Origin of the sequence: Klebsiella sp. GG_Kp173, assembly GCF_040062415.1 — a bacterium.
GTDB lineage: Bacteria > Pseudomonadota > Gammaproteobacteria > Enterobacterales > Enterobacteriaceae > Klebsiella > Klebsiella quasipneumoniae.
Genome location: NZ_JBEAFZ010000079.1, coordinates 38,052 through 56,566 on the forward strand (window position 1 = coordinate 38,052; position 18,515 = coordinate 56,566).

An 18,515-nucleotide genomic window follows, 5' to 3' on the forward strand; every position below is an offset into this window, starting at 1 on the left:
GGGTCACGACTGCCGGGCTTCAATGACCGCTTGCGCACACTGACGCTGGTGGCGTAACAGACCGGCGAGGCAGCAGGCGGCGACGAGCCCGGCGGCCACCGCTAACAAGTGGAAGGGCAGTCTCCCGCCATGGAACCACAGCCAGCGCGCGCCTTCAATCGATAAGGCGCTGACGCTGAGGATCACGATATTCAGCGAGGCGGAAACCGTGCCTTTCGGCAGGTCGTTGGAAAAGAGGGTAAAGCGGAACAGCGTCGGGAAAATTAGCCCGATGCCGAAGGCGTAGAAGCAGGTGCCGAGCACCGACCACAGCCAGACGTGCGGCCATACCAGATTCCCAACGATCAGGATGGCCAGGCCGAGCATCTGTACCGGCACCGCGCTCAGCACAAAGCGCGGACGGGTGGGATCTTTTACCCAGCGCGCTACCGACAGGTTGGCGATGATGACGGCGCTGAAGACCGGCACCTGGCTCCAGGCGAACTCGCTGGTGGTCAGCCCGCCGGCGTCCATTAAAATCACCGGCGATACCGCCACCCAGCTCATCAGCGGAATATAGCTCAGCGACAGCGTGGCGGCGCCGAGCAAAAAGATGCGGTTGCGAAAGACGGCGCGAAAATCGTGCAGCACACCCAGGGGGCTGAACGGCACCTCGCCCCGGCGCACCGTCTCCGGCATGGTCAACAGCAACCCCAGCCAGGCCACCAGCCCCATGGCGGCGATAATGCCGAACAGCGCTTTCCAGTGGATAAAATGCATCAGCGCCGCGCCGGAGAGCGGGCCAACGATCGGCGCCACCAGCACGACGGAGGTGATCACCGCCATCAGCCTGATCGACCTATTTTCCTCAAAGGCTTCCTGTACGGTGACGTAGCCGACGGTGGCGATAAAGCAGATGCTGGTGCCCTGCACGAAGCGGGCAATCAGGAACTGAGTCATGGAGGTGGTGAACAGCGTCGCCAGGCAGGCGAGGGTGAAAATCAGCGCGCCGGTGAGCAGTACCGGACGCCGTCCGATCCGGTCAGAGAGCGGCCCAAGCAGCCACTGGAGCGCCATGCCGCCAGCCATATACAGGCTCACCGAGGCTGGAGCCAGCGCCACATCGGCGTTGAAATCCCGCACCACGTGGAGGATCCCCGGCTGGATCAGGTCGGTGGTGAGATAGGCGGAAAAATCATACAGAATGAGCGCCGCCGGGAAGAACAGCGCGGCGGCGTGCCGGGTTAGCCAGTGGGTCATCCGGTGCATTATCTCGCCCTCCCTGTGGAATATTTATCAGCGCTATTGTTCAGATAGTATCATTGCTAACCAATATGCAGATGCAGCAGCGAGGGGATCTGCGAGAGCAGCCACAACAACAGGCCGATGGTTCCCCCCACCAGGGTGCCGTTGATGCGGATGAACTGCAGATCTTTACCGATGTTGAGCTCGATCTGCCGCGACATATCGCGGGCGTCCCAGCTCTTCACCGTGTCGCTGATATGCCGCGTGAGGAAGGTGGCGAACTCCGGCGCCACCCGATGCGCCGCCTGCTCCAGGTGTTCGTTGAGCGATTCGCGCAGCGCGTCGTCGCGGAGTAAGGTTTCACCGAACCACTGGCCGGCCTCGGCGATGCGCTGCTTGATACGCGAGTCGTCACTGCTGATATCGTTTTTTACCCAGCCGCGCAGGTCGCCCCACACTTCGCCAAGATAGCGGTTGAAGGTCTCATCATTTTTCAGCCAGGCTTTGATGTTATCGGCCTTCTGCGCCAGTTCCGGGTCGGTTTTCAGGTTATCGATTAGCTTTTGCGTCGCGCGGTCAAAGGTCTGGCGGATCTGGTGGGTGCGATCGTGGGTGACCTCGTCCAGCAGGGTATTCACGGCGTCGGTGACCATCTCGGCGCTGTGCTCGCCGAGCCACTCGGTGGGTAACAGCCTGGCCTTCAGCGGGTGTTCGGTCTCCAGCCAGCGCACGATGCCGCGGGCGATAAAGGCGCGGGAGCTGTCGCGCTGCAGCAGGGCGATCAGCTGATTTATCAGCGAATCCAGCAGCTTTTGATGGCGGTTGTCGCGGGTCAGCCCCTCCAGCATCATGGCGCTGGTTTGCGTCAGGTCGACCTTATCGATCGCCTTATGCACCGCGCGCCGCAGCAGGCGCTGAATGCGGGCGTCATCGGTCAGTTCGAGAAAACCGCTCATCACCTGCAGCAGGTGTTGGCCAACCCGCCGGGCGTTCTCAGGCTGGCTGAACCAGTTGCCGAGCATCAGCGCTGGTTGATAGCGGCGGATCAGCGCCACCAGCGACGGGGTATCGAGGAACTTCTCCTCAACGAAGCGGCCGAGGTTGTCGGCGATGCGATCTTTGTTGCGCGGGATAATCGCGGTATGGCGGGCGACAAAGGGCAGCGGAATACGGCGAAACAGGGCCACCACCGCAAACCAGTCGGCCAGCGCCCCGACCATCGCCGCTTCGGAAATGGCCTTCAGCGCGCTGACCCACGGCGTCGGCGGCAGCAGCAGGGTGGTAATAAATAGCGCGGCGGCGATCAGCAGCAGCGACAGCGCCAGCAGTTTGGCGCGTTTCAGTTCAGCGAGTTTTTCCATAAACTTAAGCATATAACCTGACGGCGAGGTCGTGCAAAAATCGCCAGATAATCCACAGACCGAACATCATCAGGATCGCCCCCGCAGCCCGCTCGACCCGCCAGACGATGGCGCTCAGGCGGCGCTGTACCTGCGGCAGCGCAATCGCGCTCACCAGCAGTAAATCCCAGAAGAACACCACGCTGACCATCCACAGCCCGCTCACCGTTTGCTGCAGCAGGGTGACCGCCGGCCCCAGCAGGGAGGTCATCAGCGCCAGATAAAACAGCGCATTCTTCGGGTTGAGCAGCGATGACCCCAGCCCCAGCAGTAGCTGCTTGCCGAACCCCGGACGCGATGTGCGAACGCTCTCCACCGCCAGCGCCGCGGGACGGCTGCGAATCAGCAGGCTGCCAATCCACAGTAAGTAGCCCGCGCCCAACAGCTCGATGAGTAAAAACAGCAGCGGCGCCTGGCGCAGAAGTCCCCAGCCAACGATGGCCAGAACAATATACAGCGCATTGCCGGCGGCGATGCCGAGACACAGTCCGAGGCTGCCGCGGATCCGGTAGCGTACAGCGTAACCGACCAGCAGAAAAAAATCGGGGCCCGGGCTGAGCAGGGCGACAAAGTGGGACAGGGCTAACGCCGGGAAGGCGGCGGGGAAGAGAGTCGATAAGGTATGCATAGTGGCCTCGATAATGGTGCTGAGGCCACCCTACGCCAGGTGGAAAATTACTTATTGTCGGAAATTGATCTGCTGTGCGCATACTGCCGCGGCGTGGCGGCGGTATAGCTGACGAAGGTTTTATGGAAATGGCTCTGATCGGCAAAGCCGGCCTGATAGCCGACGTCGGCGATAGGGTCCCCGGCGCGTAAGCGCGTTTTCGCATATTCAATGCGCGCCATATTGATCAAACTGGCGGGCGTCAGGCCGGTATCCTGTTTCACAGCGCGGATAACGGTCTCTTTACGTAGCGCGCTATCGTGGGCCAGTTTATCCAGAGATGGCGGCGCCGGCAGATCTGTCGCCAGGCGCTGAAACAGCAGGGCGCTGACGTGATGTGGCGCCTGCGGCGCGGCGGCGCACAGCGGCAGCGCGTGCAGGAGCTGCGCCACCCGGGCGGGCAGTTGCTCAATGCAGCCGCGGCTCATCAGGGCGACAATCTGCTGGAAGCAGGCAAAGAGAGGGCTGTCGCGCAGCAGCGGCTGCGGCGAAGCCATGCTGACGGTAGGGGGAATATCCGGACGCTGCGCATGGCACCATGCCGCCTCCAGGTACAGCATATGATAGCTGCGCGGCTGGTCACGCAGCGGATTACAGCTATGCGGCGCGTGCGGCGGGATCACGATCAGATCCCCGGGCTGCAGGAGATATTCCTGTCCATTGCACAGGCAGCGCGTTTCACCGTCGATAATCGCCCCCACCGAGAGCTGCGGGTGGCTGTGGCGCTTATAGGCCTGACGGCTGCGCCAGGTGCTGCGCAGCTCCAGCCACGGCAGGCGATCGTCTCGCCAGAAGGTTTGGGGAATATCTCGGGTATGGTTCACCGCATCGACCTTTGCTGAGGGGATAAATCGTTTATAACATGCTGCGCCGAGGCTGTCGCCCGCCGGGATTTGCGTACCGCGTCGAAAAAGGATGTCGCGCTTGCAGTCCGGGGAAATATGTTTTCGTCGCGGAATGTAAAATCCCGGTTTCCGGGGTGCCAGAGACATTCATGGGAGGTAGAGTCCCTGCAGGATAAGCAGGCAGGGATGAGCCGATGGCAAAGGGCACCACCTCGACGCCGCATGATGCGGTGTTTAAACAGTTTCTCACTCAGGCCGACATCGCCCGTGATTTCCTGGCGATCCATCTACCGCCTGCGCTGCGTCAGCGCTGCGACCTCGATACCTTACAGCTGGAGTCGGCAAGCTTTATCGAGGAGAGCCTGCGGGCCTGGTACTCCGATGTGCTGTGGTCACTCAAAACCGCGTCTGGCGAGGGCTACATTTATGTGGTTATCGAACATCAGAGCTCGCCGGATGCGCAGATGGCCTTCCGCCTGATGCGCTACGCCATCGCCGCGATGCAGCGCCATCTGGATAGCGGTCATACCAGACTGCCGCTGGTGGTGCCGATGCTGTTCTATCACGGAGCGACCACGCCATACCCGTGGTCGCTCAACTGGCTGGACTGCTTTGCCGATCCACCGCTGGCGTGGGAGCTTTATGCCTCGCCCTTTCCGCTGGTGGATATCACGGTGATCCCCGACGATGAGATCGTTCGTCACCGGCGCGTGGCATTACTCGAGCTGATACAGAAGCATATTCGCCAGCGCGATTTAATGGGGATTGTTGAGCAACTGACGACGATTTTACTTAGCGGTGACGCTAATGACAGGCAGATAAAAACGCTGTTTAATTATCTGCTGCACACTGGCAACGCGCGCCGCTTTGGCCGGTTTATCCACAAAGTGGCACAACGGGTTCCTCAGCACAGGGAGAGATTGATGACCATCGCCGAACGAATACAGGAAGTGGGCCGCAGAAAAGGCAAACGGGAAGGCCGGCAGGAGGGACAGCATGCCGAGGCGCTGCGCATTGCCCAGAGGATGCTGGCCGACGGCATTGCCCGCGAGACGGTGGTGAAAATCACCGGCCTGACCGCCGATGAGGTCGCCGCGCTGGCGCATTGATAACGCCGGGGCGGCATGACGGTCGCCCCGGTTAACCACCGTTATGGAATATTCCGGATATACCTAACTTTACCCGCATCGCCAGCCATCTCGACTACCCTTAATATCCTTAACGGCATTTTTGACTGCCTTTATAGCGATAACAAGGAGACATGCGATATGGCCTATCAGACGGTGAATCCTGCGAACAATCAGCTTATTAAAACGTACCCGGCGCACAGCGATGCGGACGTGGAGGCGGCGCTGCGGCAGGCGGATGCGCTCTATCATTCTGCCTGGGCGAAAGGGGATATCGAACCGCGCCTGGCGGTGCTGCATAAGCTGGCGGATCTGATCGACAGCCGGGTGGAAGATCTGGCGAAAATCGCCAGCCAGGAGATGGGGAAACTCATTAAGCAGAGCCGCGGCGAAGTGAAACTGTGCGCGCAAATCGCCCGCTATTACGCCGATAACGCCAAATCGTTCCTGGCGCCGGTGAAGTATCCCTCCGAACTGGGTGAAGCCTGGGTTGAGCACCACCCCATCGGCGTCTTACTGGCGGTAGAGCCGTGGAACTTCCCCTATTACCAGCTGATGCGCGTCCTGGCGCCAAACCTGGCGGCCGGGAACCCGGTTATCGCCAAACACGCCAGCATCGTGCCGCACTGCGCGGAGACCTTTGCTCATCTGGTGCGCGAGGCCGGCGCACCGGAAGGGGCGTGGACCAATCTGTTTATCTCTCAGGATCAGGTGGCGAAGATTATCGCCGACGACCGTGTGCAGGGGGCGGCGCTGACCGGGTCGGAAAAAGCTGGCAGCGTGGTGGCGGCGCAGGCGGCGAAGCATATTAAGAAATCGACCCTGGAACTGGGCGGCAACGATGTGTTTGTGGTGCTCGACGATGCCGACCTCGATCGCGCGGTGAAAATCGGCGTCCAGGCGCGGCTGAATAACGCCGGCCAGGTGTGTACTGCCGCCAAGCGGTTTATTCTGCATGAGAGCATCGCTGAGTCGTTTCTGACGAAATTTAGCGAGGCGTTTCGCCAGGTAAAAATAGGCGATCCGCTGGATGAAGGCACCACGCTGGGGCCACTCTCCTCTAAAGATGCGCTGGAAACCTTGAGCAAGCAGGTGGACGAGGCGGTCAAAAACGGCGCCACGCTGCATCTGGGCGGCAAAGCGGTGGCGCGGGAAGGCAACTTCTTTGAACCCACTATCCTGACCGGTATCACCCGTGACAACCCGGCGTACTTCGAAGAGTTCTTTGGCCCGGTGGCGCAGATCTACGTGGTGAAAAACGATGAGGAGGCGATTGCGCTTGCCAATGATTCTCACTATGGCCTGGGCGGCGCGGTGTTCAGTCAGGACATCGAACGCGCCAAACGGATAGCATCCGCCATTGAAACCGGGATGGTCTATATCAACTGGCTGACCGATACCGCGCCCGAACTGCCGTTTGGCGGCGTGAAGCGTTCCGGTTATGGCCGGGAGCTCTCAGATCTCGGGATCAAAGAGTTCGTGAACCAGAAGCTGGTGGTGGTGCGCCGCTAGGCCGGTCATAAAAAAACCTGCCATCCGGCAGGTTTTTTTATAATAGATTTATTGCACTTCGACTTTATCCCAGCCGCTTTTGAACATACAGCTGTCGACTAAGGTCTCCCGCTGATATTCATTCGCGTCTTCTACCGTATAACTTGTTTCAACATCCTGTTTCTTTTGCTTTTTGTCCGTTTTTTCTGAACTGGACCCGGTCACCACGTTATCCGGCGGGAGATCGACCAGGGCCTGCGCTTCACATTCGGTGAGCTTTTTATGCATCTCGGCATCGCTTAAACCCGGCTTCACCCAGGTATACTGAGTGCAGCCGGTCAGCAGCAACGCCAGGCTCAGCGCAGAGAGCGCGGCGAGACGTGATTTCATCAGAAGGTAACCCCGCCGCCTACGTAGGCGCCGTCAATCAGGGTGTGGTTTGGGCGGCCCTCTTTGCCGTCAACGCTCACGTGACGGTAACCCACCTTCAGGGTCAATGGACCAACCGGGGACCAGCTCACGCCGCCGTTCGCTTCAACATAGTTTTTCACGCTGTTGTTCAGGCCGTCGGGCGCGACATACCCTTCGCCAAATACGTGGATGCTGTCGGTCAGGGCCACGTTCACCCCGCCGCCGACCGGAAACGCGACGCCGTTATCGCCTTTTTTCGGTCCCAGATAGATAGCTTTCGCGCCAGCGTTGAGCATCACCGGGCCCACTTCCAGATTGTAACCCGCGCCAACGCCGCCGGTCTGGCTACCGTCATCGGTATTCTTCAGCCAGTGGCTTTCGGCATACAGGCCGGAAGAGGATTTACCCATTTCCATATTCAGGTTGGTAAAATTCTTACCTTGTTCAACGGTAAACCCCATTGCCATGGCGGAACCAGAGACCGCAGTCAGGGCAGCAACAATAAGGATGTTAAGCTTTTTCATGGTTTGCTCCTCGTCATTAAATTTGTCTGAGGGCACCTTAACAATCGATGTTTACCTCTGCAAATGTGACTTACGTCGATTTTTTATGCTGGTTTTGTCAGCGGTGTGTTTTGATAATGTTGTAAAGACGTTGGGTTACGGCGAGGTCAATCATGAAATTTGGTCTGTTTAGCAGAGGTTTAATGGGTGAGCTAAACAGAAACTGAACAGGGCGGGCATTAATTATTAAGGATCCTATTCATTTAGTTTCTTATTATTTCCAAAAATGTTTCTACTGTTACTTATAAAAACGTTGATTTACATTTTTCGACGCGATGACGACGTTTTGTTCCTGTCTTTGACGATGTGCGGTGAGAGAAGGGGGCCTGCGCCTTAGCGCGCAGGCGGGTAGGTTAGCGTCGTAACCCGGCAAACGCCGCGCGAATTTCCTCTTCCGGCAACTGAATGCCGATAAACACCAGCGTGCTGTGCGGCGTTTCATCGCCCCACGGGCGATCCCAGTCGGCGCTGTAGAGGCGCTGCACGCCCTGGAACAGCAGCCGATTCGGCTCGCCGTCGATCCACAGCATCCCTTTATAGCGCATCAATTGATCGGCGAAGGAGAGCAGCAGGTTTTCCATTACCCGTGATACCTCGCTGATATCCACCGGGTAATCCATCTCAACCACGATTGATGACACGTCGTTTTGCTTCTCGGCCATAAAGTGGAAACGCGGTGTGCTGTTAACGACCTTCTCTTCCAGCATAAAGCCGCTGGTGTTAAACAGCTGGCTTAGATCGATATCGCCATGAATGACGGTATAAATCGGCGCCCGGGCATTGATGCGCGCCAGGCGTTCGCGCAGCTTTTCGGTATCGCCGGCTACATCAGTTTTGGTCAGCAAAATGCGGTCCGCGTAGCCCACCTGCGACTGGGCGATGGTGAACTGATCCATCTGCTGGTCGGCATGGACCGCATCCACCAGGGCGATCACGCCATCCAGCAGATAGCGCTCGCAAAGCACCTCATGGGAGAAAAAGGTTTGGATAATCGGCCCCGGGTCGGCCATGCCGGTGCACTCAATCACCAGCCGGTCAAACTCGATTTCGCCGCGATCGCGGCTGTCGAGGAGATCGAGCAGGGCGTCTTCCAGTTCGTTGGAGCGCGTACAGCAGATGCAGCCGTTGGTCAGGGTTTTGATCTGCGTGGCGCGGTCGCCGATCAGCTGATCGTCAACGGAGACTTCGCCAAATTCATTTTCAATCACGGCGATTTTGAAACCGTGCTGCTCATTCAGGATATGGCGCAGGAGGGTGGTTTTTCCTGCGCCGAGAAAACCGGTGAGTAGGGTGACTGCAATCGGTGCCATTATTGCCTCCATTAACAGCAGCGTACGCCGCCTTTGCCGTCGCCGCCGTAGCGGGCCTGCTGGCGTTCGCGGAAGAATTCTTCATAAGTCATGTACGGCTGATCCGGATGGTTGGTTTGCATATGGGCGACGTAGTTGTCGTAATCCGGAATGCCAATCAGCATTTTCGCCGCCTGACCGAGATATTTTTTAGCCTGACCTAAGTTACCAAACATTGTAAGTTCCAGATAACGAATAAAGCCGGATGGCGACTCGCGCCTTATCCGGCCTACGTTAATGCGCTTGTTTGTAGGCCGGATAAACGTAGCGCTATCCGGCATCAGAGTTAATGATGTGACGAGGTCTTCACACCGCCTTCCGGTACCGGCACGTACGGGGTCTCTTTGTCGGTGCGCACCTTATTGTTGCGCACGTTGAGCCAGGTTTTGATGCCGTAGAAGATGATGCTGTACACCACCACCAGGAACAGGATACTCAGCCCGGCGTTGGTGTAGTTGTTGACCACGATATGATTCATGTTGGCAATCTGCTGCGCGGTCAGCTCGCCGCCGGCAGCAATCTTCTCTTTATACTGCTGAGCCATAAAGAAGAAGCCTTCCATCTGCGGGTTGGTGCTGAACAGCTTCAGGCCCAGCGCCCAGGTGGTGCACAGCAGCAGCCACGCTGCCGGGATAACGGTGACCCAGATATATTTGGTGCGCTGCATTTTGACCAGCACCACGGTGCCAAGCACCAGCGCCACGGCGGCCAGCATCTGGTTAGAAATACCGAACAGCGGCCACAGGCTCTTCACGCCGCCCAGCGGGTCGACCACGCCCTGATACAGCAGGTAGCCCCACAGCCCGACGCAGCCCGCGGTACCGATAATCCCGGCGACCAGCGAGTCGGTTTTTTTCAGGAACGGCACGAAGTTACCCAGCAGATCCTGCAGCATAAAGCGGCCTGCGCGGGTACCGGCATCCAGCGCGGTGAGGATAAACAGCGCTTCAAACAGGATACCAAAGTGGTACCAGAAGCCCATATCCGCCATCGGGATGATTTTATGGAACACGTGGGCGATACCGACGGCCAGCGTCGGCGCGCCGCCGGCGCGGTTCAGTACCGAAGGTTCGCCGATATCTTTCGCCGTCTGCAGGATCTGCTCAGGTGAAATCACGAAGCCCCAGGAGCTGACGGTCGCCGCCGCGTGGACGGTCACTTCTTTCAGCTGCGCGGCGATCATCGCCGCGTTTTCACCGCCCATTTCGTGCAGGTTCGGCATGACGATGCCCAGGCCCGCCGGCGGGGTGTTCATCGCGAAGTAGAGTCCCGGTTCGATAATCGATGCCGCGACCAGCGCCATGATGGCCACGAAAGATTCCATCAGCATCGCGCCATAGCCGATAAAGCGGGCATCGGTTTCGTTGGCCAGCAGCTTCGGCGTGGTGCCGGAGGCGATCAGCGCGTGGAAGCCGGAGACCGCGCCGCAGGCGATAGTGATAAACAGGAACGGGAACAGGGCGCCTTTCCACAGCGGGCCGGTGCCATCAATGTACTGGGTCACTGCCGGCATTTTCAGGTCCGGGTTGAGGATAACGATCCCCAGCGCCAGGCCGACGATAACGCCGATTTTCAGGAAAGTGGCCAGGTAGTCACGCGGCGCCAGAATCAGCCATACCGGCAGCAGGGCGGAGATAAACGCGTAGCCAATCAGGGTAAAGGTGATAGTGGTGTCTTTAAAGGTCAGCGCCGGGCCCCAGTAGGGGTCGTGAGCAATAATGCCGCCGAACCAGATGGAGGCCACCAGCAGCACGATACCGATAACCGACACTTCACCCACGCGGCCAGGGCGCAGGAAGCGCATGTAGATACCCATGAACAGCGCGATGGGCACCGTCGAGCAGACGGTAAAGACGCCCCACGGGCTCTCCGCCAGCGCTTTCACTACGATCAGCGCCAGCACCGCGAGGATGATGATCATAATCAGGAAGCAGCCGAACAGGGCGATAGAGCCCGGAACCGGCCCCATCTCCTGCTTGATCATCTCGCCCAGCGAGGCGCCGTTACGCCGCGAGGAGATAAACAGCACCATAAAGTCCTGTACTGCCCCCGCCAGCACCACGCCGGCCAGCAGCCAGAGGGTGCCAGGCAGATAGCCCATCTGCGCGGCAAGCACCGGGCCCACCAGCGGGCCGGCGCCGGCAATGGCGGCGAAGTGGTGGCCAAACAGCACGTAGCGGTTGGTCGGCACATAGTTCAGGCCATCGTTATTAATGACCGCCGGCGTCGAGCGCGTCGGGTCAAGCTTCATCACCTTCTGCGCGATATACAGGCTGTAATACCGGTAGGCGACGAGGTACACGGAAACCGACGCCACGACGATCCACAGGGCACTGACGTGCTCACCGCGGCGCAGGGCGACGACTGAGAGGCAAAATGCCCCGATGATTCCGAGAATCACCCAGGGTATGTGCTTGAGTAGTTTTTTGGTATCCATAGTAAAACCTGGCGTTAATTAGATGAATAATTGGCCGAAGCCGTCTGGTTTTAAGTAAGGGTTAATGGAGGTATTGATTAGCTAGGCTGGCTTCGATCTTGCCAGAACGACGCGCGCGTAAAGTTGGGTAAATCGGTGAGTGGTTGTATAGGGGGTTAAGCGGTTACTGGAGGGGGTAAGCGGTTGGCTACGAAGTGAACAGGGCTGGATTATGTGATTGTGATCACAGGAGATTGTGGCCTGCGACTCTTTTGGTTAACGCTCCTCCCCAACCGGGGAGGAGCAGGCGAGGCCATTACACCGCGACTTCCATGTCCATCATCACCGGGTGGAAACGGCGTTTAAAGTAAATCAGGCCGTGGCCTTGCGGGCTCAGGGTAATATTGCGGATCTCCACCAGATATACCAGGTGGGTACCGATGGTTTGCACCTGGCTAATCTCGCCTTCGAGACTGGCCAGCGAGCCCTTCAGCACCGGCTGCCCGAGCGCGCCGTGCTGCCAGCCGCTGAGGGCAAACCGCTCTTCCATCGTCACCCCGGTCATCCCGGCGAAATGACGGGCCATGATTTCCTGTTCGTGGTTCAGCACGTTGATGCACAACTTGCCGTTGCCCTGAAACGCCGGGTTCATCGCGCTGTTGGCGTTGATACACACCATCACCGATGGCGGCGTATCCGTCACCGAGCACACCGCCGTGGCGGTAATCCCGCAGCGGCCGGCTTCGCCTGCGGTAGTGACCACATTCACCGCCGCCGACAGGCTGGCCATGGCATCGCGAAAACGCAGGCGTTGTTCATCTAATTGCATTATGACCTCCCGCTGCGAATTACTTCAGCAGCTTATCCAACATGTTGATATCAGCGTTATTGTGCAGATGCGGCACCGTCCAGCCGTTCTGGTCGTACTCGGAAAGGCAGCGGTCGACCATCGCCATCATCTTGTCCATATTGCCGGAGCTCTGCGCCTGGCGCAGACACTGCAGGCGAATCTCATCCTGGCTACCGGAGTAGTTGATTTCATACAGCTCGTGGCGGCCGCCGAATTCGCTGCCGATGGCGTCCCACATCAGTTTGAGGATCTTGATACGTTCAACGTGATCCATACCGTTGGAGCCGCGCACGTACTTCGCCAGATACTGGTCGATCTGCGGGTTGTTCAGATCGCGGGCGCTGGACGGCAGATAAATCAGGCCGCTGGTGACGTTGCGCTCGATGATGTTTTTGATCTTGGCGTAGGCCATCGGGGCCATCACGCGATAGGTCTGCAGCGCGGCGTGATCCGGCAGCCATGCGCCGTTGACCCACGGCGTCGCTTCCGAGCACATGGAATCGCTTAACGCCCAGAACATGTTGCGCCACGCCACAACTTCGCCAAGGTCGGCCTGCACACCGCGGAATTCGAGGGTACCGGTACATTCCAGAGAACGCTTCAGCAGGGCGGTGATAAAGTCCAGTTTCACCGCCAGGCGCACGCAGGCCTGCAGCGGATACATGCGGGCGAAACCGCCCTCCATGGTCCAGCGACGGCAGCGGTCAAAGTCGCGGTAAATCAGCACGTTCTCCCAGGGGATCAGCACTTTATCCATGACCAAAATCGCGTCGTTCTCGTCGAAACGGCTGGAGAGCGGATAGTCGTACGGGGACCCGGTCGCGCCGGCGACCATCTCATAGGAGGCGCGGGAGATAAGCTTCACCCCTTCGGCATCCATCGGTGCGACGAACATCAGCGCGAAGTCCGGGTTCTCGCCCATCACCTGTGCGGAGCCGAAGCCGATCATGTTGTAGTGGGTCAGCGCCGAGTTGGTGGCGACTACTTTCGCGCCGCTGACGATGATCCCGGCATCGGTCTCTTTTTCCAGCTTGATGTAGACATCCTTCACTTCATCAGCCGGCTTGTGGCGGTCGATCGGCGGGTTGACGATCGCATGGTTAAAGTACAGGCCGGTTTCCTGAATGCGGGTGTACCAGTTGCGGGCGTTCTGCTCGAACTGGCCGTAAAACGCCGGGTTGGCGCCCAGCGCGCAGCCGAAGGCGGCTTTGTAGTCCGGGGTGCGGCCCATCCAGCCGTAGCTTAAGCGTGACCACTCGGCGATGGCGTCGCGCTGCTGGCGCAGATCGTCGGCGCTTTTCGCCACGCGGAAGAATTTATGGGTGTAGCCGCCGCTGCCGGTATCGGTGCCCCAGCACAGGGAATCCTGCATCTCCGGTTTGTGCAGCGCATCGTACAGTTGCGCGACAGAAGCCGCGGCGTTACGGAAGGCCGGGTGGGTGGTGACATCCTTCACGCGCTCGCCGTAGATATAAATTTCGCGGCCATCCTGCAGGCTTTTTAAATATTCTTCGCCAGTTAACGGGCGTTTCGCGTCGGCGCGGAAATCTTCAGGTTTCATAGGGGCCTCTTCAGTATTTATCGGAAAATAATGTTAAATATATGTTTTGTTTTTGTTGTTTAATTGAAGCGGTTATTGCGCTTGTCGTGAAGGGACGTTTGCGACAACGACGGGTACTTTTCAGGCGGGAGTGAATTTTGTGATCTCTGCAGCTTTTGCCGGCTGGCGCGGCGCTGACCCGACCTGTGGGCCATCGTCCGGCAGGCGCAGCGCCAGCGGGGACTTACGATACCGGTACTTTTTGCGCCCGGTAGCTGCTGGGCGAGCAGCCGACCTGGCGGCTAAAAAAGCGCGCAAAATAAGCGGGATCTTTAAACCCCAGCTGCCAGGCTATCTCATTAACCGCGCTATCGGAAAACAGCAGCAGCCGCTTCGCCTCGCGTAGCTGGCGGTCGAATATCAGCCGCTTCGGTGAACGGTTGGCAAAGCGGCGACAGATATCGGTCAGCCGTGATTCGGTCAGGTGCAGCTCCCTGGCGTAATCCGGTACCGTCCAGTGCTGATGGTAGTGGCTGTCGATCATCTGGTTAAAGCGCTGGAATAGCTTCAGCTCGCCGCGCATGCCGCTGGCAGCGTGATCGTCGAGCTTTGCGTTACGCAATAGCAGGGTAAAGACCGCCTGCGCCAGCAGCGCCAGGGTATGCTCGCGCCCCGGCAACTGGGCGGTAGATTCCCGGCGAATCAGCTGCCAGTAGTGCGCCAGCGCCGCCAGCTCGTCGGGTTTATCCGCCAGCGACAGGCAGATCCCCGGCAGGCCGAAGGTCTCCCGCGTGCCGGGATAAAGCACCTCCAGCAGCGGCCAGATGAGTTCTTCGTGCACCGTCAACACGTGACCATCGCTATCGGACTCGGTAATAAAGGCGTGCGGCACCGAAGGCGGCGTTATCACAAACAGCGGCGCCTGCACCGAGTAGCGATGGTCATCAAGCTGCAGCTCAATCTGCCCGGTATCAAGAAAGTGCATCTGAAAATAGCGGTCGTGGCGATGCGCCTGCATGTCGCGGCCAAAAAAGGCCGCCATACGGGCAAACGACTGATAGTGCACCTCTTCGGTACCCAGGCTCTCGTCGTAATCTTTATTGATGTCGATGTTGGCGATGGAATGCTGACACATACCCGCTCCTTAGTGGCCTTTTTGCGCCGCTAAGCCCGGCGCGGCGGCGGCGTCCTCACGCTGGCTCATTGGAATGCGGGTGAGCACCAGCGCGCCGACGATCAGCAGCCCGGCGACAAACCACAGCCCGGAGCTAAAGCTGCCGGTGGTATCGCGTAAAATGCCGATCAACAGCGGGCTGACGGCAGAGCCGACGTTGCCGATGGCGTTGATCACCGCCAGCGCCACCGCGCGCGACTGCAGGCTGATCACCCGATCCGGGGTGGTCCAGAAAATGGCCATCGCGGTAAAGGATCCCACCGAAGCCATAATAATGCCGATCAGCTGGATCAGGCTGTGGTGCGTTGCCGAAGCCAGCAGCCAACCCGCCGCGGCGAACAGGTAGGGCAGGATGGTATGCATCTTGCGCTCTTTGCGCCGGTCGGAGCGGCGACTCCACCAGATCATGCCGAAAATGGTGCAGAACTGCGGGATCGCCGCCAGCAGGCCAATCATGATGTTGCTACTGCCGGTGTTGAAGCTTTGCAGGATCTGCGGCGTCCAGATATTAATGGCGCTGAGGGTATTGGTCAGGCAGAAGTAGGCCAGGGTATACATCAGCACCGCTGGCGTCAGGACTTCGCGCAGCGTGGAACGCGGCGAAGCCGGGACGATCGCCGCATGTTCCCGTTCGCGAGCGATCATCGCCTTCAGCGCCTGTTTCTCTTCGTTATCCAGCCAGTTGGCTTTATCCGGCGTGTCGTTGAGGAAGAACCAGGTGACGACGCCAAGCACCACCGATGGCAGGCCTTCCAGCAGAAACAGCCACTGCCAGCCCTTCAGGTTCCACAGGCCGTCGAGCGCCAGAATATAGCCGGAAAGTATCGAGCCGAGCATCATGGTCACCGGCATGGCGATCATAAACAGGGCGTTGGCGCGGGCACGATGGTAGGCCGGGAACCACCAGGTCAGATAGACGAGGATCCCTGGTAGGAAACCAGCCTCGGCGATGCCGACCAGCATGCGCAGGATGTACAGCGTATGCGGGCTGGTGGCGAACATGGTACAGGTCGAGGCGATCCCCCAGACCACCATGATCCCGGCGATCCAACGGCGCGCGCCAACTTTCGCCAGCATGATATTGCTGGGGATCCCGCACAGCACGTAGGTGACGTAGAACAACGTCGCCGCCAGGCCGAACATGGTGGAGGTCAGACCGAGGTCTTTGCCCATCGTCAGGCCGGCGAAGCCGATATTAATGCGGTCCAAAAATGAGAAAACAAAGAGAACGAACAGGAAGGTGATCAGGCGGCGGAACAGCTTTTTGATCACCCGGTTTTCTACTTCAACGGCTTTATTATCATTGTGTTGCAGGGTAGAGGTAGTCATGTTGCGCTCCACATTATCCGTTCAATAGACGGATTTATTGTTATCGGTTGTGGTCGTTGCGGTGTGGGTAAACCGGGCCGCCAGCGCTTCTGCGCCGCGGGCCAGCAGGGTGGTATCGACGCCGACGGCGACGAACAGCGCGCCCAGTTCGAGATAGCGCTTCGCCAGCTGTTCATTGGCCATCAGGATCCCCGGCGCCTTGCCGGCCTGACGGATTTGCTGGATGGCATCTTCAATGGCGGCCTGTACTTCCGGGTGCTGCGGATTGCCGCCGTGACCCATATCGGCGCTGAGGTCCGCCGGGCCGATAAACACCCCGTCCACCCCGTCGACATCGAGGATCTGCGGCAGATTTTTCAGCGCTTCACGGGTCTCAATCTGTACCAGGACGCACATGGCGTCGTTGGCCTGGTGGAGATAATCCGGCACGCGGTTCCAGCGTGAGGCGCGGGCCAGCGCGCTGCCGACGCCGCGCATGCCGGCGGGCGGGTAGCGGGTGGCTCTGACCGCCAGCCGCGCCTCTTCGGCATTCTGCACCATCGGCACCAGCAGGGTTTGCGCGCCGATATCCAATAGCTGTTTGATCTGCACCGGGTCGTTCCACGATGGGCGGACCACCGGCTGGCTAGGGTAGGGCGCGATGGCCTGAAGCTGGGTCAGCACCGTTTGTACATTGTTGGGCGCATGTTCGCCGTCGATCAGCAGCCAGTCGAAGCCGGCGCCGGCCAGCAGTTCGGCGCTGTAGCTACTGCACAGCCCAAGCCACAGGCCGATTTGCGGACGCCCGGCCTTGAGCGCCGCTTTAAAAGCATTGTTCATGTTGCTCTCCTCAGACAAAGCGGCAGCTGATGGCGCCCATATTGCCGTAGTCGACATGGAAGGTATCGCCCTTGCGTGCCGGTACCGGACGGGTAAAGGAGCCGCCGAGAATAATCTGCCCGGCTTCGAGCTGAACATCGTACGGCGCCAGCTTGTTGGCCAGCCAGGCCACACCGTTGGCCGGGTGATTGAGCACCCCGGCGGCGACGCCGGTCTCCTCAATCACGCCGTTGCGGTACAGCAGGGCGGAGATCCAGCGCAGATCCAGCTCGTCGGGTTTAATCGGGCGGCCGCCGAGGATCACCCCGGCGTTGGCGGCGTTATCGGAAATGGTGTCGAACACTTTGCGCGGGCGCTGGGTTTCCGGATCGATGTTGTGGCAGCGGGCGTCGATAAGCTCCAGCGCCGGAATAACGAAGTCGGTGGCGTTGTAGACATCAAACAGCGTGCAGTTCGGGCCGCGCAGCGGTTTGGCCAGCACGAAGGCCAGCTCGACTTCGATACGCGGCACGATAAAGCGGTCGGTGGGGATATCGCTGCCGTCGTGGAAGAACATATCGTCAAGCAGCGCGCCGTAGTCCGGCTCGCTGATCTGCGAGCTGGCCTGCATGGCTTTTGAGGTCAGGCCGATCTTGTGGCCTTTGAGTACGCGGCCTTCGGCGATCTTCATCTCGACCCACTCGCGCTGGACGGCGTATGCGTCCTCAATGGTGATCGACGGATAATCCAGCGAGATCGCGCGGATCTGTTCACGCTGTTTTTCGGCCTGATTCAGCCGCTGGGCAATCAGGGTTCGGGTCTGTTTATCGAGCATAGAGATTCCTGTGGCATTGTATTGCCGGACGGCGCTTCGCTTATCCGGCCTACAAATTCATGGCCGTTGTAGGCCCGGTAAGCGCAGCGCCACCGGGCAATTTGCACATTATTTAAATAACGCGTGCACGTTGTTCTGTTTGTAGTTCAGCGTCGGGTCGAGCTCTTCCATGGCGAACGACAGCGCCAGGTAGCGACTCTCCATCAGCGCCGCGAAATGGGATTTGATCAGCGCGAACAGCATATCTCCCACGTCCTGACGGCTCTCCAGGCTGCGCCCGGAGCCGATCTTCAACGTCATATGGACAAAGGCGTAATCCTGCTTGCCGTCGGCCATCTGCCAGGTATCGAGCCAGTGGGCACGGCTGCGGATCCCGCCGATCGGAAAGATGCCGGTGGCGGCCAGCGCCTCGTTGACTTTGGCGAACAGTCCGGGCAGATCGGCCTGCTCGCGGATGTTGTCGGTACATTCGGCGATAAAATGCGGCATGGGGCCC

At 59.2% G+C, this 18,515-nt stretch carries 18 protein-coding genes; 2 read left to right on the forward strand and 16 right to left on the reverse strand.

The window, feature by feature from the left end; genetic code table 11:
* Positions 1 to 3 precede the first annotated feature (3 nt).
* The 4 genes from mdtM to ABLU50_RS17510 are packed head-to-tail and all read right to left on the reverse strand — an operon-like array spanning position 4 to position 4,115.
* The gene (mdtM, locus tag ABLU50_RS17495) at positions 4 to 1,251 is read right to left on the reverse strand and encodes a multidrug efflux MFS transporter MdtM (RefSeq protein ID WP_176391535.1); all 1,248 of its coding nucleotides are present in this window, start codon (positions 1,249 to 1,251) and stop codon (positions 4 to 6) included.
* A gap of 53 nt (positions 1,252 to 1,304) precedes the next feature.
* Positions 1,305 to 2,597, reverse strand: coding sequence for a DUF445 domain-containing protein (locus ABLU50_RS17500; protein WP_087832652.1), 1,293 nt, complete (start codon positions 2,595 to 2,597; stop codon positions 1,305 to 1,307).
* Positions 2,590 to 3,252 (reverse strand): LysE family translocator, encoded by a 663-nt coding sequence (locus ABLU50_RS17505; RefSeq protein WP_049092928.1) that lies wholly within the window; start codon positions 3,250 to 3,252, stop codon positions 2,590 to 2,592. The genes ABLU50_RS17500 and ABLU50_RS17505 overlap by 8 nt, the downstream gene beginning before the upstream one ends.
* A 47-nt stretch (positions 3,253 to 3,299) precedes the next feature.
* Positions 3,300 to 4,115, reverse strand: a complete 816-nt coding sequence (locus ABLU50_RS17510) for an AraC family transcriptional regulator (RefSeq protein ID WP_085846576.1) — start codon at positions 4,113 to 4,115, stop codon at positions 3,300 to 3,302.
* Between the two features lie 215 nt (positions 4,116 to 4,330).
* On the opposite strand from ABLU50_RS17510, the gene ABLU50_RS17515 reads away from it, so the two are divergent.
* Positions 4,331 to 5,245 carry an Rpn family recombination-promoting nuclease/putative transposase gene (locus tag ABLU50_RS17515; RefSeq protein ID WP_048294120.1) on the forward strand — a complete coding sequence of 305 codons (915 nt, stop codon included), beginning with the start codon at positions 4,331 to 4,333 and terminating at the stop codon, positions 5,243 to 5,245.
* 159 nt (positions 5,246 to 5,404) lie between these two features.
* Positions 5,405 to 6,775, forward strand: coding sequence for an NAD-dependent succinate-semialdehyde dehydrogenase (locus tag ABLU50_RS17520; RefSeq protein WP_087832653.1), 1,371 nt, complete (start codon positions 5,405 to 5,407; stop codon positions 6,773 to 6,775).
* A gap of 48 nt (positions 6,776 to 6,823) precedes the next feature.
* Here ABLU50_RS17520 and ABLU50_RS17525 read toward each other — a convergent pair whose 3' ends face one another.
* The 12 genes from ABLU50_RS17525 to ABLU50_RS17580 all read right to left on the reverse strand — a co-directional run bounded on the left by ABLU50_RS17525 (position 6,824) and on the right by ABLU50_RS17580 (position 18,508).
* Complete coding sequence (locus ABLU50_RS17525; RefSeq protein WP_004204165.1) at positions 6,824 to 7,144, reverse strand: hypothetical protein; 321 nt, start codon at positions 7,142 to 7,144, stop codon at positions 6,824 to 6,826.
* Complete coding sequence (locus ABLU50_RS17530) at positions 7,144 to 7,689, reverse strand: YfaZ family outer membrane protein (RefSeq protein WP_004204167.1); 546 nt, start codon at positions 7,687 to 7,689, stop codon at positions 7,144 to 7,146. The genes ABLU50_RS17525 and ABLU50_RS17530 overlap by 1 nt, the downstream gene beginning before the upstream one ends.
* Positions 7,690 to 8,081: 392 nt before the next feature.
* Entirely contained in the window at positions 8,082 to 9,038 is a 957-nt protein-coding gene (gene yjiA / locus ABLU50_RS17535; RefSeq protein ID WP_017899128.1) for a GTPase, read from the reverse strand.
* Positions 9,039 to 9,049: 11 nt separating this feature from the next.
* On the reverse strand, positions 9,050 to 9,253 hold the full coding sequence (locus tag ABLU50_RS17540; RefSeq protein ID WP_004204171.1) for a YbdD/YjiX family protein: 204 nt from the start codon (positions 9,251 to 9,253) through the stop codon (positions 9,050 to 9,052).
* A 110-nt stretch (positions 9,254 to 9,363) separates the two neighbouring features.
* Positions 9,364 to 11,514 (reverse strand): carbon starvation CstA family protein, encoded by a 2,151-nt coding sequence (locus ABLU50_RS17545; protein ID WP_004204173.1) that lies wholly within the window; start codon positions 11,512 to 11,514, stop codon positions 9,364 to 9,366.
* Between the two features lie 295 nt (positions 11,515 to 11,809).
* Entirely contained in the window at positions 11,810 to 12,322 is a 513-nt protein-coding gene (locus tag ABLU50_RS17550; RefSeq protein WP_087832654.1) for a 4-hydroxyphenylacetate 3-monooxygenase reductase subunit, read from the reverse strand.
* Positions 12,323 to 12,341: 19 nt separating this feature from the next.
* Positions 12,342 to 13,904 carry a 4-hydroxyphenylacetate 3-monooxygenase, oxygenase component gene (gene hpaB / locus ABLU50_RS17555; RefSeq protein ID WP_002887473.1) on the reverse strand — a complete coding sequence of 521 codons (1,563 nt, stop codon included), beginning with the start codon at positions 13,902 to 13,904 and terminating at the stop codon, positions 12,342 to 12,344.
* Positions 13,905 to 14,127: 223 nt separating this feature from the next.
* Positions 14,128 to 15,018, reverse strand: coding sequence for a 4-hydroxyphenylacetate catabolism regulatory protein HpaA (gene hpaA, locus ABLU50_RS17560; protein ID WP_004204176.1), 891 nt, complete (start codon positions 15,016 to 15,018; stop codon positions 14,128 to 14,130).
* Positions 15,019 to 15,027: 9 nt separating this feature from the next.
* Entirely contained in the window at positions 15,028 to 16,386 is a 1,359-nt protein-coding gene (gene hpaX / locus ABLU50_RS17565; protein ID WP_087832655.1) for a 4-hydroxyphenylacetate permease, read from the reverse strand.
* 21 nt (positions 16,387 to 16,407) lie between these two features.
* The gene (gene hpaI / locus ABLU50_RS17570) at positions 16,408 to 17,205 is read right to left on the reverse strand and encodes a 4-hydroxy-2-oxoheptanedioate aldolase (RefSeq protein WP_087832656.1); all 798 of its coding nucleotides are present in this window, start codon (positions 17,203 to 17,205) and stop codon (positions 16,408 to 16,410) included.
* Between the two features lie 10 nt (positions 17,206 to 17,215).
* Positions 17,216 to 18,019 (reverse strand): 2-oxo-hept-4-ene-1,7-dioate hydratase, encoded by an 804-nt coding sequence (gene hpaH / locus ABLU50_RS17575; protein WP_004204180.1) that lies wholly within the window; start codon positions 18,017 to 18,019, stop codon positions 17,216 to 17,218.
* Positions 18,020 to 18,127: 108 nt separating this feature from the next.
* Positions 18,128 to 18,508 carry a 5-carboxymethyl-2-hydroxymuconate Delta-isomerase gene (locus tag ABLU50_RS17580; protein WP_017899124.1) on the reverse strand — a complete coding sequence of 127 codons (381 nt, stop codon included), beginning with the start codon at positions 18,506 to 18,508 and terminating at the stop codon, positions 18,128 to 18,130.
* Between the last annotated feature and the right edge of the window lie 7 nt (positions 18,509 to 18,515).

Excerpts from the sequence above, each read along its gene's own strand:
- ABLU50_RS17500 (WP_087832652.1), bottom strand. The coding sequence starts at position 2,597 with ATGCTTAAGTTTATGGAAAAACTCGCTGAACTGAAACGCGCCAAACTG.
- ABLU50_RS17505 (WP_049092928.1), bottom strand. The coding sequence starts at position 3,252 with ATGCATACCTTATCGACTCTCTTCCCCGCCGCCTTCCCGGCGTTAGCC.
- ABLU50_RS17515 (WP_048294120.1), top strand. The coding sequence starts at position 4,331 with ATGGCAAAGGGCACCACCTCGACGCCGCATGATGCGGTGTTTAAACAG.
- ABLU50_RS17520 (WP_087832653.1), top strand. The coding sequence starts at position 5,405 with ATGGCCTATCAGACGGTGAATCCTGCGAACAATCAGCTTATTAAAACG.
- ABLU50_RS17525 (WP_004204165.1), bottom strand. The coding sequence starts at position 7,144 with ATGAAATCACGTCTCGCCGCGCTCTCTGCGCTGAGCCTGGCGTTGCTG.
- ABLU50_RS17530 (WP_004204167.1), bottom strand. The coding sequence starts at position 7,689 with ATGAAAAAGCTTAACATCCTTATTGTTGCTGCCCTGACTGCGGTCTCT.
- yjiA (WP_017899128.1), bottom strand. The coding sequence starts at position 9,038 with ATGGCACCGATTGCAGTCACCCTACTCACCGGTTTTCTCGGCGCAGGA.
- ABLU50_RS17540 (WP_004204171.1), bottom strand. The coding sequence starts at position 9,253 with ATGTTTGGTAACTTAGGTCAGGCTAAAAAATATCTCGGTCAGGCGGCG.
- ABLU50_RS17545 (WP_004204173.1), bottom strand. The coding sequence starts at position 11,514 with ATGGATACCAAAAAACTACTCAAGCACATACCCTGGGTGATTCTCGGA.
- ABLU50_RS17550 (WP_087832654.1), bottom strand. The coding sequence starts at position 12,322 with ATGCAATTAGATGAACAACGCCTGCGTTTTCGCGATGCCATGGCCAGC.
- hpaB (WP_002887473.1), bottom strand. The coding sequence starts at position 13,904 with ATGAAACCTGAAGATTTCCGCGCCGACGCGAAACGCCCGTTAACTGGC.
- hpaA (WP_004204176.1), bottom strand. The coding sequence starts at position 15,018 with ATGTGTCAGCATTCCATCGCCAACATCGACATCAATAAAGATTACGAC.
- hpaX (WP_087832655.1), bottom strand. The coding sequence starts at position 16,386 with ATGACTACCTCTACCCTGCAACACAATGATAATAAAGCCGTTGAAGTA.
- hpaI (WP_087832656.1), bottom strand. The coding sequence starts at position 17,205 with ATGAACAATGCTTTTAAAGCGGCGCTCAAGGCCGGGCGTCCGCAAATC.
- hpaH (WP_004204180.1), bottom strand. The coding sequence starts at position 18,019 with ATGCTCGATAAACAGACCCGAACCCTGATTGCCCAGCGGCTGAATCAG.
- ABLU50_RS17580 (WP_017899124.1), bottom strand. The coding sequence starts at position 18,508 with ATGCCGCATTTTATCGCCGAATGTACCGACAACATCCGCGAGCAGGCC.